Genomic DNA, 16,731 nt, shown 5'->3' on the forward strand with positions numbered 1-16,731 from the left:
CGGAGCGCTCAAGCTCTGTCTTTGCTGGTCTGAGCCTGCGGTTCGGCTGCGGGCGCGTGCCTCGTTCCTCGGCCCCCACCCTTCGCCTCACCTCCGGCTCAGACCAGGTCGTTGCGGATCAGGAAGTCGGCCAGCGCCACGCCACCCTCGCCCTTGTCGGTGACGAGCTCCACCTCGGGGCGCGCCGGGCGGGGCGCCGCCGACAGCGTCTCGGTACGGGCACCGGCCGCGCCCGCGACGGCGGGGTCGAACCCGAGGTCGGCCGGCGACCAGACCTCGATCTCCTTGCTGCGCGCCGCCATGATGAGCTTGAACCCGGGGAACCGCGGCTGGTTGGCCCCGTCCGTCACGGACAGGACGGCCGGCAGCGGCGCGGTCAGGGACTCGGTGACGTCGTCGATCTCGCGCGTGATCGTCAGCACGCCGTCGGCCAGCTCGACCTTCTTGGCGAGGTTCAGCGTGGGCAGGCCCAGCTCGGCGCCCAGCAGCGTCGGGACCACGGAGCCCAGGCCGTCCAGGGCGGCCATGCCCGTCACCACGAGGTCGACGGGCGCCTGCTCGCCGAGCTTGCGGACGGCGGCGGCGAGCACCGCGGCGGTGCCGAAGTAGTCGGAGCCGGCCAGGGCGTCGTCGGACACGCGGATGCCGCGGTCCACGCCGAGCTGGAACGCCTTGCGCAGCGCGACGTCGCCGTCGGGGCCGGCCATCGTGACCACGACCACCTCGCCCTCGCCGGCCCCGAGGCGGCCGGCCTCGCGCTCGGCCTCGACGAGCCGCAGGGCGGCCTCGATGGCGTTCTCGTCCAGCTCGTTGAGGGTGCCCTCCCCGGCGGTGCGCACCACGCGGCCCTCGGAGAAACCACGCTCCGTGTTGATGTCCGGGACGTACTTGGCGGTGACCACGATGCGCATGGGGTAACCGTACGTCGTCCGGCGGCGTGGGACGGATCCGGTCCACAGGCGGGCCTGAGACCATGGTGCATATGTCGCAGTCACGACGTGCAGAACCGCAGCGGGCCCCGGGCGACCCGGTGCCCCGCCCGGTCGTCCGGCCGCTGATCCGGCCCACGGCCCGCCGCAGCCACGTGCCGCCGCTCGGCGTGTACGTCACGCCCGACGGCGGAATCGACGCGGCGGTCCTCGCGTCGCACGCGACCGCCGTGGACCTGTGCCTGATCGACGTCACCGACCCGGCCCTGGACGAGCACGACCCGGCCCGCTACCGCGAGCGCCGGTTCGAGATGGTGGGCCCGGTGTACGGCGTCTGGCACACGCACGTACCGGACGTCGCTCCTGGTCAGCGCTACGGCTTCCGAGTGTACGGGCCGTGGGAGCCGCGCGCGGGGATGCGGCACAACCCGGCCAAGCTGCTGGTGGACCCGTACGCCCGCGGGTTCGCGGGGCGGCTGCGGTACGGGCCCGAGGTCGTCGGGTCGGTGAGCACGGAGCGCGAGGACGGCTGGTGGCTCGGCGACCCGTACGGCGCGCCGGACGAGACCGACTCGCTGCCGTACGTGCCGCACTCCGTCGTCGTCGGGCAGCTGCCGCCGCCCCCTCCCCTGACCCGGCCGCGCGTGCCGTGGGCCGAGACGGTGGTCTACGAGGCGCACGTGCGCGGGCTGACGATGCTGCGCGAGGACATCCCGGAGGAGCTGCGGGGCACGTACGCGGGCATGGCGCACCCGGCCGTCGTCGAGCACCTGAAGAGCCTCGGGGTGACGACGCTGGAGCTGCTGCCGATCCACAAGAGCGTGGCCGAGCCGCGGCTCGCGGCGCACGGGCTGACGAACTACTGGGGCTACAGCACGCTCGGCTTCTTCGCGCCCAACGCGGCGTACGCGACCCGGGCCGCGCAGGAGCAGGGCGCCGAGGCGGTGCTGGACGAGGTGCGCGGCATGGTGCACCTGCTGCACGAGGCGGGCATCGAGGTGCTGCTCGACGTTGTCTACAACCACACCTGCGAGGGCGGCGACGACGGCCTGCACCTGGCCTGGCGCGGCCTGGACAACCCGGTGTACTACCTGCACGACGGCGCCTCGCCGGCCGCGCTCGCGGACGTCACGGGCACGGGCAACTCGCTGGACTTCCGGCGTCCGCGGGTGATCCAGCTCGCCCTGGACTCGCTGCGGTACTGGGCGCAGACCGTGGGCGTGGACGGCTACCGGTTCGACCTGGCGGTGACGCTGGGCCGGGGCAACGTGGGGTTCGACCCGGACCACCCGTTCCTGGTGGCCCTGCAGACGGACCCGGTGCTGTCCGGCCTCAAGCTGGTCATGGAGCCGTGGGACGTGGGGCCGGGCGGCTGGCAGACGGGCTCGTTCCCGCCGCCGATGGCGGAGTGGAACGACCGGTTCCGCGACGCCGCGCGCGGGTTCTGGCTGGACGCGCCCAAGCAGGGCGTGCGCGGGCAGGAGATGCGCGGGCTGCGCGACCTGGCCACGCGCCTGGCCGGGAGCGCCGACCTGTTCGGGCCGGGCGACCCGCCGCTGGTGCGCGGCCCGGTCGCGTCGGTGAACTACGTGACGGCGCACGACGGCTTCACGCTGGCCGACCTGGTCGCCTACGACCACAAGCACAACGAGGCGAACGGCGAGGACAACCGCGACGGCTCGGACAACAACCTGTCGTGGAACCACGGCATCGAGGGCCACACGTCGTCGGGCGACGACGCGACCACCGAACCGTGGCAGGCGATCGTGCCGCCCCGGCGCAAGTCGCAACGCAACCTGCTGGCCACGCTGCTCCTGGCGGCGGGCACGCCCATGCTCACGGCGGGCGACGAGCTGGGCCGCAGCCAGGGCGGCAACAACAACGCCTACGTGCAGGACAACGAGACGTCCTGGATCCGGTGGGCTGTGGACGACGCCGCCACGGACCTCCTGGAGACCACGCGCTACCTGCTGGCGCTGCGGCGCGAGCACCCGGCGCTGCGCGCGGACTCGTTCTACCTGGGCTCGCCCCGCCCGCACGAGACGGACCCGGACCTGCTCTGGTACTCCGAGACGGGCGCGCCCATGGAGGTGGACACCTGGAACCAGCCCGGGCGGCGTGTGCTGCAGATGCTGCGGCCGGGCCCGGCGGCGGGCGACGCCGACGTGCTGCTCGTCATCAACGGCGGCCTGGACGACGTCGAGATGACGCTGCCGCCGCGCGACGGCGCGGCGCCCTGGGAGCTGGTCTGGGACTCCGCGTGGGACGCCCCCGGGGTGCCCGACGACGAGCGGGGCCCGCGGACGTCGGTGACGCTGGACGCACTGAACATCAACGTGCTGCTGTCGCAGGGGGACCGTCCTGGCTAGAGTGCCCACATGACTGACTCCGTCCACAACAAAGACGTTGCCACCACGGGGAACACCGACGTCATCGTCATCGGCGCGGGCCTGTCGGGCCTGGTGACGGCGACCGAGCTGACCGCTGCGGGCAAGCGCGTGGTCCTGCTCGACCAGGAGCCGGCCGCCTCGCTGGGCGGGCAGGCCTGGTGGTCGTTCGGCGGGCTGTTCCTGGTCGACTCGCCGGAGCAGCGCCGGCTCAAGGTGCGCGACTCGGCCGAGCTCGCGTTCTCCGACTGGCTGGGTTCGGCGCAGTTCGATCTCGGCGCGGAGCGCGGCGAGGGCCCGGACCGCTTCGGGTACCGGTGGGCCAAGGGGTTCGTCGAGTTCGCCGCGGGCGACCTGCGGCCCTGGCTGCACGCCAAGGGCGTGCGCTGGTTCCCGCTGGTGCAGTGGGCGGAGCGCGGCGGCTACCCCGCCGGCGGGCACGGCAACTCGGTGCCGCGCTTCCACGTCACGTGGGGAACCGGCCCGGCGGTCGTCGAGCCGTTCGTCGCCGCGGCGCACGAGGGCAACCGGGCCGGGCTGCTCGACCTGCGCTTCCGGCACCGGGTCACCTCCCTGGTGGTCACCGACGGCCGGGTCACGGGCGTGCGCGCCGAGGTCCTGGCCGACGACGACGCGGGGCGCGGCGAGCCGTCCAGCCGCACCGTGACGGGCGAGGTGGAGCTGTCCGCGCAGGCGGTCGTGATCGCCAGCGGCGGCATCGGCGCCAACCACGAGCTGGCCCGGGCCCGCTGGTCCGCGGAGGCCGGGCACCTGCCCGGGCGCATGCTGTCGGGCGTGCCGGACTCCACGGACGGGCTCATGCTGGGCGTCGCCGCCGCGTCCGGGGCAGCGCTGGTGCACGAGGACCGGATGTGGCACTACCCGGAGGGCATCGCGAACCACTCCCCGGTCTGGACGCAGCACGGCATCCGCATCCTGCCCGGGCCGTCCTCGCTGTGGCTCGACGCCGACGGCAACCGGCTGCCGGGCCCGCTGTTCCCCGGGTTCGACGCCCTGGGCGCGCTCCAGCACGTGACCACCCGCGGCGACGACCACTCCTGGTTCGTGCTGAACAAGACGATCATGGAGAAGGAGTTCGCGCTGTCGGGCTCCGAGCAGAACCCGGACCTGACCGGCAAGTCGGTGCCGCTGCTCCTGGAGCGGGTGCGCGGCCGTTCGGTGCCGGTGCGCACCTTCGCCGAGCAGTCGGAGGAGTTCCTCTGGGCCGACACCCCGGCCGAGCTCGCCGGGAAGATGAACGCGCTGACGGAGGCCACGGAAGGGTCTCGCGGGCACGTCGACGGGGAGTCCCTGGCCGCCCTGATCGCGGCCCGCGACGCCCAGGTCGCGACCGGTCTGGGCAAGGACCCGCAGGTCGTCGCGACGGCGGCCGCGCGGCACTTCGTCGTGGACAAGACCATCCGCGTCTCGCCGCCGCGGGCGCTGACCGCCCCGCAGGACGGGCCGCTGCTGGCCGTGCGCCTGTCGGTGCTGACCCGCAAGACGCTGGGCGGCCTGTGGTGCGACGAGACCGGCCGCGCCCTGACGCCCGACGGCGAGGTCCTGGAGGGCCTCTGGGCCGTCGGCGAGGCTGCGGGCTTCGGCGGTGGCGGCTCGCACGGGCACCGCGCGCTGGAGGGCACCTTCCTGGGGGGCTGCCTCTTCACGGGCCGGACGACGGGCCGCGCCTTGGCTGCTTCTCTGTAAGGGAGCCGGCACTCAGCAGGCCGGAGGCGACCGTTACCCGGCGGTCTACGGTCGCCTCCGGCCTGATGAGCCGCCGCTCACCCCGACGGAGTCAGCGGAGGAGCGCCTGGCCCTGGTCCAGGGCCACCAGCACCGCGCCCCGAGAGCACGCCGCCACGAGCGCGGCGGGCCAGTCGCCCGTCAGCGGGACCGACTCGACGTCCGGGGCGCCCGCGACGTCGGCGCCGTCGCCCGGTCGCAGGCCCGTGACACGCGCCGTCCCGCCGGGGCGGATCCGCTCCCGCACGGGCTCCGGCCGGTCGAAGAACCAGTGCGTGGGCGCGTTGGAGTCCAGGGCGTCCGCGAGCCGCTCCAGGTCGCGGGCCGCGAGCCGCAGCACGGGGGCCACCCACGCGGAGTTCTCGGTGACCATGGCCTCGGTGCGGCGCGGGTCCGTCAGGCCCACCCGCGTGCCGTCGCGGAACGAGCCCGCGGCCAGCCGCAGCGCCACGTCGCGCACCGGGGCGCTCGCCACCGAGCCCAGGAGCTGGGTGGCCAGCACGTGCGGCACGTGGGACACGAGCGCGACCGACTCGTCGTGCAGCTCGTCGGTCAGCACCGCCGCCGTGCCGCCCAGCGGGCCCGTGACCAGGCTCAGCACCTGGAGCAGCCGCTCCGGGTCGGTCTCGCCGGTCACCGTCACCGCCCACGGCACGCCCTGCATCAGGGCCGCCGACGACGCCGCGAAACCGCTGTGCTCGGTACCCGACATCGGGTGCGCGCCGACGTACCGCCGGCCCAGCCCGGCCTCCGTGACCGCGTCCCGCACGGGACCCTTGACCGAGCCGACGTCGGTCACGGTCGGGTCCCAGCCCGGCTCGTCCGCCAGGGCCTCGGCGAGCTCGCCGGCCACCGACCGCATGGCGCGCAGCGGCGCGGCGAGCACCACGACGTCGGGCCGGTTGGCGGCCAGGCGGGCGACGTCGTCGGCGACCGTGAGGCCCGCCGCGCGGGCCTCGCCGCCGGACGCCGGGTCGGTCGCGACCACGGGCACGCCCGCCGCCTGGAAGGCGCGCGCGAGCGAGCCGCCGATCAGCCCCAGCCCGACGACGCCGACGCTCACCACAGCAGGCCCTGGTCGCGCGCCGGCGCCTCGTCCTGGGCCGACACCGAGCCGACCGGGACGTGGTCCGGGTCGAGCACGCCGTCGAGCGCCCGGAAGCCGGCGCCGGCGGGGAACAGGCCGAGCGTCTTGAGGGCGTCGCCCGCGGCGAGCAGGTCACCCAGGACGTCTCGCGCGCCGGGGGCCCAGGGCGCCTCGTCGAAGGTCACCACGAACACGTACTTGCTCTCCTGCGCCTTCAGCGGGCGCGTGATCAGGCTCGACATGTTGACGCCCCGGTCGCCGAACGCGGTGGTGATCCGCGCCAGCACGCCAGGCCCGGTCACCGACGGGGTGATGGCCAGCATCGTCTTCCAGTCCGTCTCGCCGGCCGCGCGCGACCGCGCCAGGTGCGCGGCGGCGGCGCTGCGCCGGGTCAGCACCAGGAACCGGGTGCGGCCGCCACGGAAGTCCTCCACCGCCGTCGCGTAGGTGTCGAGGCCGTAGAGCTCCCCGCAGATCGTGGGGCCCAGGGCGATCGTCCCCGGCCCGGCGTCGCGGCACGCCGCCGCGTTGGACGACGCCGGAGCGGTCCCGAGCCCCGTGCCCGTGACGAAAGCGGAGCACTGCGCCAGCCCGTGGGGGTGCGCGGAGACCTCGGTCAGCTCGCCGTGGTCCGGCCGCACGAACGCGTCGAACGACACGTCGAGCGCCACCTCGTCGACGGCCACGACGTCCGCGCTGGACAGCAGCGTGTCCAGGGACGGCACCACGTAGCCCTCGACGGAGGACTCGATGGCGACCACGCCGACGTCGGCCCTGCCCGTGGCGACGGCGTCGTGCACGTCGCGGACGGTGTCCAGGGGCTCGGCGGTCACGGCGGCGTCGTCGTCCCCCGTGCCGGACGCCGCATGCCCGCGCGCCCACTGCAGCGCGGCCTGGTGGGTGAACGTGCCCTCGGGACCCAGGTACGCGACCCGGGTGCCGCCCGGCGCCGTCATGCCCACCGCGGGGTCAGGGTGTCGGGCCCGGGCACGAACGACTCGCCCGGCAGCACGGCCAGCGTGCGGTGCGCGACGCCGCGGTCGGTCAGGGCGTCGACCAGCACGGACAGCTTGTCGGAGGTCGGGCAGGAGAAGGACGCGAAGAACACGTGCGGCCCCTCCGACGACGGCTGGCTGCGCAGGTGGTCCAGGTCCAGCCCGGCGTCCGCGATGATCGCGAGGGTGGGCTGCAGGGAGCCGAGGTGGTCGTCGGCCGGGCCGAACGCGAGCCACACCTGCGCCGGCGTCGTGAACGGGGGCCAGTCGTCCCGGGACTCCAGCAGCCCGTACCAGATGGGACCGCCCTCGGCGAGGGCCGCGCTGTCCGGCAGCTCCGCGAAGCCCGCCGGGACCCGCGGCCGCTCGATCACCAGGGACCCGCCCTCGCCGGCGAGCGCGATGCGCTCCTCGACGCTGGTGCGGGTGGGCACCAGGCGCGGGCTCACGCCGAGACCACGCAGCACGCTCGCGCAGTCCCGCATGCCCGCCTCGTCGATGACGACCTGACCCACCGTCGCACCGGCGCCGACCCAGACCCACTGGCCCGGCACCGCCACGGCCGCCGTCATGATGAGCGACGGCGCGCCCTCCAGGAGGGCGCGCTCGAGGCCCGGCGCCGGGTGCTCCGGGTGTCCCAGGTGCACCACGGCCGCCAGGGCCTCGATGCTCGCGACCGTGGCGAGCGTGTCCGCCGTGGTCCCGAGGTCGAGCAGCTCGACCGGGTCGTTCCATCCCGCCATCCGCGCGGCAAGCACCGCGTGCGCGGGAGACTCCCGCTCGCTACGTCCAAGCATGTGCCGAACCTACCGCCGCTCGGGCCTCAGAGCCGCACCGTCAGTCGCACACGACGGGGTTGTCGGGGTTGTACGTGTGGTTGAACGAGTTCTCCTTGACGACCTTGCCGTCGTGCAGCACCTTGCGGGAGATGGTCACGGAGAAGCCGTCCTCGCCGCCGGGGTACGGCTGGCAGTCGGCCGACGAGTCGTGGATCGTCGTGGTGGGCACGACGTTCTGCTTGTCGCTCGTGCTGTCCTGCACCGTGTAGTACTTCGTGCTCCAGATCCGGACTGTCAGCTGGTTGCCCGACACGAACGCCTGCATGACCGCGCCGTACGGGCTGTCGTTCTTGAACTTCATGTCCTTGGCGCCCACGTAGATCGTGGCCTCCCGGCCCGCGGGGTAACGCGGGAACCAGAAGGAGTGCGCGTGGTGCTCGACGTCGTCGAACCCGGCGAAGAAGCCCGCGTTGAACGACGTCGTGGCCATCTGCGAGAGGCCACCGCCCACGGCCTCGACGTGCCGGCCGTTCTCGATCACGCCCGCGTCGAAGTACCCGTTCTCCAGGGTGATCGGGGCCAGCGCCTCCAGCAGGGAGAAGGTCTCGCCCGGCTTGATGAGGTTGCCCGTGACCATCTCGGCGCCGCGCACCAGGTTCTGGGTGCGGATCTGCTCGTCGGTCAGGGGGGTGCTGAACTCGGAGACGATCTCCTTGACGCCCAGGGCCTCGAGCGACTCGACGGTGTCCTTCGGGTCCTGCTCGACGAGCTCGACCGAGGTCTCGCGGTCGTCACCGGTCGCGGCGATCCGCACGGCCTTGGCGGCCCCGCCCGGGTTGATCGTGGTTCCGGCCTTGCCGCCGACCACCGTCGGCTTGCCGCCCGCGAACTCGAAGTGCGCGTCGGACGGGTCGTCCAGCAGGTTCGTGGTGCCGGCGACGATCGCCTCGACCGTGGCCTTGCGGTCCACGAAGGCGACGAGCTGGTCGTCCTTCGGCTCGAACCGGATGATCCCGGCGAGCACCTCGGGCGTCAGCACGGGCTGCTGGCCGCCCACGGACACCGTGACCGGCCCCGAGACGATCTTCTGCGCGACCGCGAACTGCTTCTCGGTCTGCGCCTGCGTGATCACCGGCTCCACGGGCTCGACCGGCAGGTCGAACGGGCCCTCGGCCTGCAGCCAGCGCTCCTGGATGACGCGCGAGGTCTCGCTCGCGACGATCCGCGTGCCCTCCTTCGCGTCGGTCTTGACGGCCTGGCCGTCCACGAACCCGACGGTGCCGTCCACGGGCTCCACGGCCAGCGACTCCTCGAGCCCCGCGACGGCGGCGTCGAACTTCTTGTCGTCGATGTCCAGGAGGAGCGGCTGCTCGGAACCGCCGAACATGTGCGCCCACATGCGTGTGGGGCTGAGCGAGAAGCCGGTGAGGCCGGCCGCCGTACCCTCGGCGTCGATCGCGAGGCCGCTCTTCTCCGGGGAGAGCTGGGCCTTGCCCTCGCCGGCCGTGAGGTCGATCGGCTCCGCGATGCGCGGGCCGAGCTGCTCCGTCAGCGCGGACGCCGCCTCGGACGGGGTCATGCCGCCCACGTTCACGCCGGCGACCGTGGTCTCGCGCGGCACCGTGTCGCTCACGCTCCACGCCGAGAAGGCGTAGATCGCGAACAGCACGACGACGCCCAGGACCGTGAACAGCGCGATCTTGGGGCCGCGGCTCGGGGCGCCGTCACCGGCGAGCCCGAAGAAGCCGTCCGGGCCGGCGGCACCCGGGCCGACGGGTCCGTTCGGTCCGGCAGGACCGTTCGGGCCGGCAGGACCGTTCGGGCCGGCGGGGATGCCGGGGCCGCCCGGGCCCTCGGCGGCGTTCGCCGACGGCGTCGCCTCCGGGCGCACGGGCGCCCAGCTCGTCAGGGGTCGCGCCACGCGCTGGATCGCTCCGGTCAGAGGCTTGAGGAACGGGATCTGGCCGCCGTCCGCGTTCGGCACGGCGTTCGGGTCCGACGGCGCGGCCGGGGCGCCCGGGGCGCCCGGCTGCCCGGCGAGCGGGACCGCCGGGGGCGGGACAGCCGCGCCGGCGTCGGCCGGGGTGCCGGGGGCTGCGGGGGCGCCGGGGGCGGCCGGCGTGCCGGAGGCTGCCGGGGTACCTGAGGCTCCCGGCGTGCCGGAGCCTCCCGGGGTGCCGGGCTTGGCCGGCGAGACGGAGGGCGGGGTCGAGCCGGTAGCTGCGGCGGCTGCTCCGGCGCCGGCCGCAGCGGCGCCGGCGGCCGGGATGCTGCCCGGCCGGGTCTGGCTCGTCGCCGCGCCGGTCTTGGGCGGCCGGTCGAACGCGAAGACGCGCGGGGTGTAGCCGCTGCGCGGCTTGGACGCCTTGGTCGGTGGGGTGGCCAGCTCCTGGACGACGGTCTCCAGCACGGTCACCTGGTCCGGGCTGTCCGCGTCGGGCTCGGCGGGCTTGTCCTGCGCGGCCTGCTTGGTGCCCGGGTCGGACTCGGTCGCGGCGGGCTCGGCGGCGGGCTTGGCCGCGGCCGGCTTGGTGGCGTCCGGCTTCGTCGCGTCCGGCTTGGCGTCGGCGGCGGGCGCCGGCGTCGCAGGGGCGGGCGGCGCGGCGGCGGGCGTCGCGGCGGCGGGCGTCGCGGCGGAATCAGCGGCACGCGGCGCGGACGCCGGAGCGTCGGCGGGCGTCCCGGCGGCCGACGCGGACGCGGCAGCAGCGGACGTCGCGGCAGCAGCGGCCGCAGCAGTAGCGGGCTTCGCGGCAACGGGCGCGGGCGTCGCAGCGGCGGGTGCGGCCGGCGGAACCGCAGGCGGGGCAGCCGTCGTCGCGGCCGACGCGGACTGGTCGGCCGACTCAGGCGTCGTCGTCGCGGTGGACTCGGCCGAAGCGGGCACGGTCGAAGCGGGCTGGGCTGCAGCAGCGGGCCGGGCCGCAGCGGACGCGGCGCCTGCCGACGAGACCGCCGGCGGGGTCGCGGCAGGCGTAGCCGAGGCAGCGGACTCGGCCTCGACGGGCGCGGTCTCGGCGGGCGCCGGGGTCGCACCGGACGCGGGCGTGGCTGCCGCAGGCGAGGCGGCTGCTTCAGACCTGGTCGCGGTGTCCGGCTCGGTCTCCGCAGCGGGGGTGTTCGGAGCGGAGGGGTTCCCCGCGACGGGCGCGGCCGGGGCCACCGGGGCCGCCGGAGCAGCCTGGGTCGCAGGAGCGGCGGGCTCGTCCGCGTCCGAGGAGTTCGCGGCACCCGGCGCCCCGGCGTCAGGCCGGTTCGCGGCCTCTGCCTGGTTCACCGTGCCGGCGGAGGACTCGCCGGCACCGGCAGGAGCTCCGGCGTCGGACGTGCTCGGCGCCTCGTTCGCGGAGTCGCCGGAACGTTCGGCCGCGGACGCCGCCGCACCGACGGACGCCGCGGCGGCCGCGGGCGCGACAGGAGACGCGGGGGCGTCAGCGCCAGGCCCAGAGTTATCAGCGGCAGGCACGACGACCGGCACGGCGGGCGCCTCAGCGGCACCGCGAGCGGCTCCGACGGCAGGCGCGTCGGCGTCCGACACGTCGTCGGCGGGCGCGCCCTCGCGGGCGCCGCTCTCGCCGGCGCTGTTCGCGGGCACGCTGTTCACGGCCGCACTGCCGGCGGCCGCACCGCTCGAGGGCGCGACACTGGCGGGCGCGCCGCTCTCGCCGACGTCGCTCGCAGGCGCACTGTTCTCGGGCGCACCGTTCTCAGGCGCGTTCTCGGGCGCGGCGGGGACCCCCGCGGGCGGTGCGGCGGGGACGGGCTGGGCCTTCGTAGGCTCGGACTGCTCCGGAGCGGTCACGGGTTCGACCTTGTCTGCGGATCGGGGAACCGGCTGTGCGGTCGGTCGACCGGCCGGTACTGCGGGCTGCGCGGCCTGGGTGGCCGACGGACGTGCTGGGGGTTGCGACTCCTGTCGCGGCACGCTGCCAGGGCGTTTCTGGTACAAGCGAGGCGGAATGGCCGGGGCGTGATTCGTCCCGGCGTTCTCGTCTGATGTCGGCTCGAGCGGTTCGTCACGCTCGGTCGGCTGACCCATCGGCACGCTCCGTGCAACTACCCGAGACGCGGGCTTTCCGCGTCCCCCGAAGGGCGCACCTGACCTGCGGCGAATCCGCTGGACGGAATCGCCCTGGCGGGCATCCTATCCAGCGAGAATCCTGCCCAAGGCCTCGTACCGGACGCCCCGAGGTGGAGGTTTCGTATCAATCCTGCCCACCATCCTGAACCACCCTGCGAAGAACCGCAGAGGTCAGGCAGCAGGCCGATCCCGCCGTGCCGGAACCTCGGAGAACCAGGACGACGGCAGGAACGCGACGATCGCCAGGATCGCCACCCCCGAGTACGACCAGACCATGCCGAGAACGCCCGCCGGGACCACGACGTCGCCCCCGGAACCCGGCAGCGACAGGGCCTGCACGGCGGCGACCCAGCCCACGCCGAAACCGAGCAGCGTGCCGTAGCCCGCCCAGGCGCGGGCGAGCACGCCGGCCGCGGCCGTGAGCGCGAACGCGAGCACCAGGCCGAGGTACAGCGAGTCGTCCCCGTACCGGTGCACGACCGTCCCGAGGGCGCCCATCACCACGCCGAGCGCGACGGCCAGCAGGGTGCGGACGATCGTTCGTCCGAGAGGACGCCGGGGTGAGTTCACCCGAGCATTGTCCAGCATGCGGCTGGGAGCACACTGCATGTGGAACACTCCCGCGGGTGAACACCCTCCAGGCACAGACGCAGCTCATCGTCCGACAGCGGATCCGCATGCTGGTCAACCAGTACGAGGTCCGGGGCGCGCTGCCCGACGGCTCCGAGGGCGACCTCTACGCCTTCGCCCAGCAGAAGCGCGTCGCGTTCCGCGAGCAGGTCACGCTCTACACCGACGACACCAAGCGGGAGGCGGTGCTCGGCTTCAAGGCCCGCCAGGTCGTCGACCTCGGCGCCACCTACGACGTCGTCGACGCGGGCGGCACCCCGATCGGCACGTTCCGCAAGGACTTCGCCAAGTCGCTGCTGCGCAGCACCTGGCACGTCGAGCAGCCGGGCCTCGGCGTCGCGACGGGAACCGAGCGCAGCCTGCCGATCGCCATCATCCGGCGGCTCATCGAGCTCGAGTGGCTGCCGTACCACTTCGACTTCGTGATCGACGGACGCCCCGCGTTCAGCGTCGAGAAGAAGTGGGGCCTGCGCGACCGGTACGTCGTGAACGTCCAGGACCCGCGGCTCGACCGCCGGCTCGTGACCGCCATGGCGATCGGCCTGGACGCCCTCCAGGAGCGCTGACCCCGCCGTCGTCCGCCGCCCGCCGTCCGCCGCCCGACCTGCAGCAACGGACCGATCTCGGCGAGGCGATCCCCTTTGAGGCCTAAGTTTCTTCGCTTTGTGGCTGCGCAAAGCGAAGAAACTTAGGCCTCAAAGGTGTCCGGGCTACCGGGTACCGGTCAGCTGCCGGTCAGCGGAGCGGGTCGACGACGGCGTAGGTCTCCGTCGTCAGGATCGGGGCCAGCACCCCGTTCGACAGCGCGTACCACCCGGCGACCGCCCCGACGGCCTCCGGCAGGGCGCCCGCGTGCTGCACCTGGGTCGCATGGGCCCGCATCGCGCCCACGACCGACCCGAGCACGCCGCGAATCTCGACCCGCGCGGTAGGGCCGATCCGGGTGATCGGTAGTCCGTCAGATGATCGGTAGTCCGGGCTGCCGACCACCTGACGTTCTGCCGACCACTCGGGCAGGCCCTCCTTCGCGAACGGCGGGAGGTCCTCCGCCGGGTCCGGGAGGGCGAGGGCGTGGGCGGCGGCCAGGGCCTGCGCCTCGGGCAGGGCGGCGAGCGTCGCGCGCGCCGCGCGCACCTCCGCCGCCGGGGCGACGGCCTGCCACAGCTCGGCCCCGGCCCAGGGCTCGCTCCGCCGTCCGACGCCGGAGCCCGCCTCACCTCCGCGAACCGGCTCGGCACTCCCCTGCCCGACGCCGGAACCGTGCTCACCCTTGCCCCGCTGCCCGACGCCGCCGTCCTGCTCCCCCGCGAGCACGTCGCCCGGCTCCCACGCCGGATCAGCCGCGAGGCGCAGTGCCCGCACCGTCACCTCGTGCGCGCGCACATGGTCGGGGTGCCCGTATCCGCCGCCGGGCTCGTACGTGGCGACGACGGCGGGGCGGCACTCGCGGATCAGCGCCGCGAGCCGCCCGGCGGACTCGTCGAGCGGCACCCGCGCGAACGCCGTCGGCGGGGAGTCGGGCGCCGGGCCGGCGACGCCGGGCGCGACCCAGGCCATCCCGGAGTCCTCGTACCGCACCCCGTCCGCCGCGCCGGAGACCACCCCGGAGCCCGACCCCGCCGACGCACCCGAATCAGCGTCCACAACCCCGTTTACCTGCGCAGATACCCCGGGAAGACCGTCCAGGAACGAGTGCCGGATCGCGCCGTCCGCCCCGCCGGCCAGCGCCGTGAGCGCACGGGCCAGCTCGGTCTCGCGGTACGCGCCTAGCGCGGCGCCGTCGCCCTCCAGCCCGGCCCGGCCCTCCGACGTCGTACCGGGCAGGGCGATGACCTCGCCGCGTTCCCCGCGGGTACAGGTCACGACATGCGCCGGCCGCCCGGCCGCCGCGAACGCGGCGATCAGCCCACCGGTGGACAGCGTCTCGTCGTCCGGGTGCGCGTGCACCGCAAGCAACCCGGATGCCCCGGAGAAAGCACTGAGTGCTGGGCCTTCGCCCGCGGAACGAAAGTTCATGGGCGAAGGTCCAGCACTCAGCGGTGGAACGTCAGGAACGCTTGGCGCGAGCCGTCGCGCGGGCGCGGTCCGTGGCGTTCAGGAGCACCTTGCGGATGCGGACGACCTCGGGGGTCACCTCGACGCACTCGTCCTCCTGCGCGAACTCCAGCGACTCCTCGAGCGTGAGCTTGCGCGGCGGGATCAGGTTCTCGAAGTTGTCGGCGGTCGAGGACCGCATGTTCGTCAGCTTCTTCTCCTTGGTGATGTTGACGTCCATGTCCTCGTTGCGCGAGTTCTCGCCGACGATCATGCCCTCGTACACCTCCTGCGTGGGGTCCACGAAGAAGGAGCCGCGCTCCTGCAGGTTGATCATGGCGAACGGCGTCACCTTGCCGGAGCGGTCCGCGACCAGCGAGCCGGTCATGCGCGACTCGATCGGGCCGTGCCACGGCTCGTAGCCCTCGGAGATCGACGCCGCGATACCGGTACCGCGCGTGTCGGTGAGGAACTGGGTGCGGAAGCCGATGAGGCCGCGCGCCGGGACCATGAACTCCATGCGGACCCAGCCGGTGCCGTGGTTCGTCATGGTCTCCATGCGGCCCTTGCGCTGCGCGAGGAGCTGCGTGACGGAGCCGAGGTACTCCTCGGGCACGTCGATGGTCATGCGCTCCATCGGCTCGTTGACCTTGCCGTCGATCGTCTTGGTGACGACCTGCGGCTTGCCGACGGTGAGCTCGAAACCCTCGCGGCGCATCTGCTCGACCAGGATGGCCAGCGCCAGCTCACCGCGGCCCTGCACCTCCCAGGCGTCGGGGCGCTCGGTCGGCAGCACCTTCAGCGAGACGTTACCGATGAGCTCGGAGTCGAGGCGGTCCTTGACCTGGCGGGCGGTGACCTTGTGGCCCTTGCCGCCCTTGCCCGCGAGCGGGGAGGTGTTGATACCGATGGTCATCGAGATGGCCGGGTCGTCGACCGTGATGAGCGGCAGCGGGCGCGGGTCGTCGAGGTCCGTGAGGGTCTCGCCGATCATGATGTCCGAGATGCCGGCGACGGCGACGATCTCGCCGGGGCCGGCCTTGTCGGTCGGCACACGGTCGAGCGCCTTGGTCTCCAGCAGCTCCGTGATCTTCACGCTCTGCAGGCTGCCGTCGTGCCGGGCCCACGCGACGTTCTGGCCCTTGGACAGGGTGCCGTTGTGGATGCGCAGCAGCGCGAGGCGGCCGAGGAACGGCGACGCGTCGAGGTTGGTGACGTGCGCCTGCAGCGGCACGCCCTCCTCGTAGGTCGGGGCCGGGATCTTGTCGAGGATCGTGGCGAACAGCGGCTCGAGGTCCTCGTTGTCCGGCAGGCCGCCGTCGGCGGGCTGGTCGGTGGAGGCGCGGCCGGCCTTGGCGGACGCGTACACGACGGGCACGTCGAGGATGGCGTCCAGGTCGAGGTCCTCGACCTCGTCCGACAGGTCGCCGGCCAGGCCGAGCAGCAGGTCGGTGGTCTCGGCGACGACCTCGCTGATGCGGGCGTCGGGGCGGTCCACCTTGTTCACGACGACGATGACCGGCAGCTTCGCGGCCAGCGCCTTGCGCAGCACGAAGCGGGTCTGGGGCAGCGGGCCCTCGGACGCGTCGACGAGCAGCACGACGCCGTCGACCATGGACAGGCCGCGCTCGACCTCGCCACCGAAGTCGGCGTGGCCCGGGGTGTCGATGACGTTGATGGTGATGCCCTCGGGCTCACCGCTCGCCGCGGCCGCGGGGCCGGCGTACCGGATCGCGGTGTTCTTGGCGAGGATCGTGATGCCCTTCTCGCGCTCCAGGTCGCCGGAGTCCATCACGCGGTCGTCCACGTGCTGGTGCGCGGAGAACGCGCCCGCCTGCTTGAGCATGGCATCCACGAGCGTGGTCTTGCCGTGGTCGACGTGGGCCACGATCGCGACGTTACGCAGGTCGGATCGGGTCGCACGGGCCGAGGTCGGCGCGGTTGCAGGCACGGTCACGGAGCACTCATTTCCAGAAGGGAGGTCAGGGGCGCGGACTCTGGCCCGAACGGACCGGTCTCGCAGCACCACCCATCTTACCCGCGAATCGAAATCGCCAGGTGTC

General features: G+C 73.9%; 11 protein-coding genes. 3 read left to right on the top strand and 8 right to left on the bottom strand.

Translation table 11 applies throughout. The features are described 5' to 3' along the window. Nucleotides 1-98: 98 nt before the first annotated feature. Nucleotides 99-911 (bottom strand): electron transfer flavoprotein subunit beta/FixA family protein, encoded by an 813-nt coding sequence (locus tag H291_RS0123945; protein ID WP_020017561.1) that lies wholly within the window; start codon nt 909-911, stop codon nt 99-101. 71 nt (nt 912-982) lie between these two features. Between H291_RS0123945 and glgX the strand changes: the two genes are divergently transcribed. Both glgX and H291_RS0123955 read left to right on the top strand, forming a co-directional pair. Continuing rightward, complete coding sequence (gene glgX / locus H291_RS0123950; RefSeq protein WP_084468400.1) at nt 983-3,298, top strand: glycogen debranching protein GlgX; 2,316 nt, start codon at nt 983-985, stop codon at nt 3,296-3,298. A 9-nt stretch (nt 3,299-3,307) separates the two neighbouring features. Then, the gene (locus H291_RS0123955; protein WP_020017563.1) at nt 3,308-5,023 is read left to right on the top strand and encodes an FAD-binding dehydrogenase; all 1,716 of its coding nucleotides are present in this window, start codon (nt 3,308-3,310) and stop codon (nt 5,021-5,023) included. Nucleotides 5,024-5,114: 91 nt separating this feature from the next. On the opposite strand, the gene H291_RS0123960 is transcribed toward H291_RS0123955, so the two are convergent. The 5 genes from H291_RS0123960 to H291_RS0123980 form a co-directional block, all read right to left on the bottom strand. After that, nucleotides 5,115-6,125 (bottom strand): prephenate dehydrogenase, encoded by a 1,011-nt coding sequence (locus H291_RS0123960; RefSeq protein WP_232216163.1) that lies wholly within the window; start codon nt 6,123-6,125, stop codon nt 5,115-5,117. Further along, on the bottom strand, nt 6,122-7,105 hold the full coding sequence (locus tag H291_RS0123965; protein ID WP_033327916.1) for a prephenate dehydratase: 984 nt from the start codon (nt 7,103-7,105) through the stop codon (nt 6,122-6,124). Before H291_RS0123965 ends, H291_RS0123960 begins: the two co-directional genes overlap by 4 nt. Further along, on the bottom strand, nt 7,102-7,941 hold the full coding sequence (locus H291_RS0123970; protein WP_026366072.1) for a hypothetical protein: 840 nt from the start codon (nt 7,939-7,941) through the stop codon (nt 7,102-7,104). Before H291_RS0123970 ends, H291_RS0123965 begins: the two co-directional genes overlap by 4 nt. Before the next feature lie 40 nt (nt 7,942-7,981). Next, nucleotides 7,982-11,725, bottom strand: coding sequence for a VanW family protein (locus tag H291_RS32950; protein WP_020017567.1), 3,744 nt, complete (start codon nt 11,723-11,725; stop codon nt 7,982-7,984). 450 nt (nt 11,726-12,175) lie between these two features. Then, entirely contained in the window at nt 12,176-12,574 is a 399-nt protein-coding gene (locus H291_RS0123980) for a hypothetical protein (RefSeq protein WP_020017568.1), read from the bottom strand. A gap of 56 nt (nt 12,575-12,630) precedes the next feature. Here H291_RS0123980 and H291_RS0123985 point away from each other — a divergent pair, with 56 nt between their 5' ends. Then, nucleotides 12,631-13,200: a hypothetical protein gene (locus H291_RS0123985; RefSeq protein WP_020017569.1), complete on the top strand. Its 570-nt coding sequence runs from the start codon at nt 12,631-12,633 to the stop codon at nt 13,198-13,200. A 169-nt stretch (nt 13,201-13,369) separates the two neighbouring features. Here the strand turns inward: H291_RS0123985 and H291_RS34685 are convergent, their stop codons facing one another. Then, complete coding sequence (locus tag H291_RS34685; protein WP_020017570.1) at nt 13,370-14,581, bottom strand: PIG-L family deacetylase; 1,212 nt, start codon at nt 14,579-14,581, stop codon at nt 13,370-13,372. A gap of 100 nt (nt 14,582-14,681) precedes the next feature. Further along, the gene (gene typA / locus H291_RS0123995) at nt 14,682-16,625 is read right to left on the bottom strand and encodes a translational GTPase TypA (protein ID WP_020017571.1); all 1,944 of its coding nucleotides are present in this window, start codon (nt 16,623-16,625) and stop codon (nt 14,682-14,684) included. Nucleotides 16,626-16,731: the final 106 nt, after the last annotated feature.

Source organism: Promicromonospora sukumoe 327MFSha3.1, assembly GCF_000385135.1.
Taxonomy (GTDB): Bacteria; Actinomycetota; Actinomycetes; order Actinomycetales; family Cellulomonadaceae; genus Promicromonospora; species Promicromonospora sukumoe_B.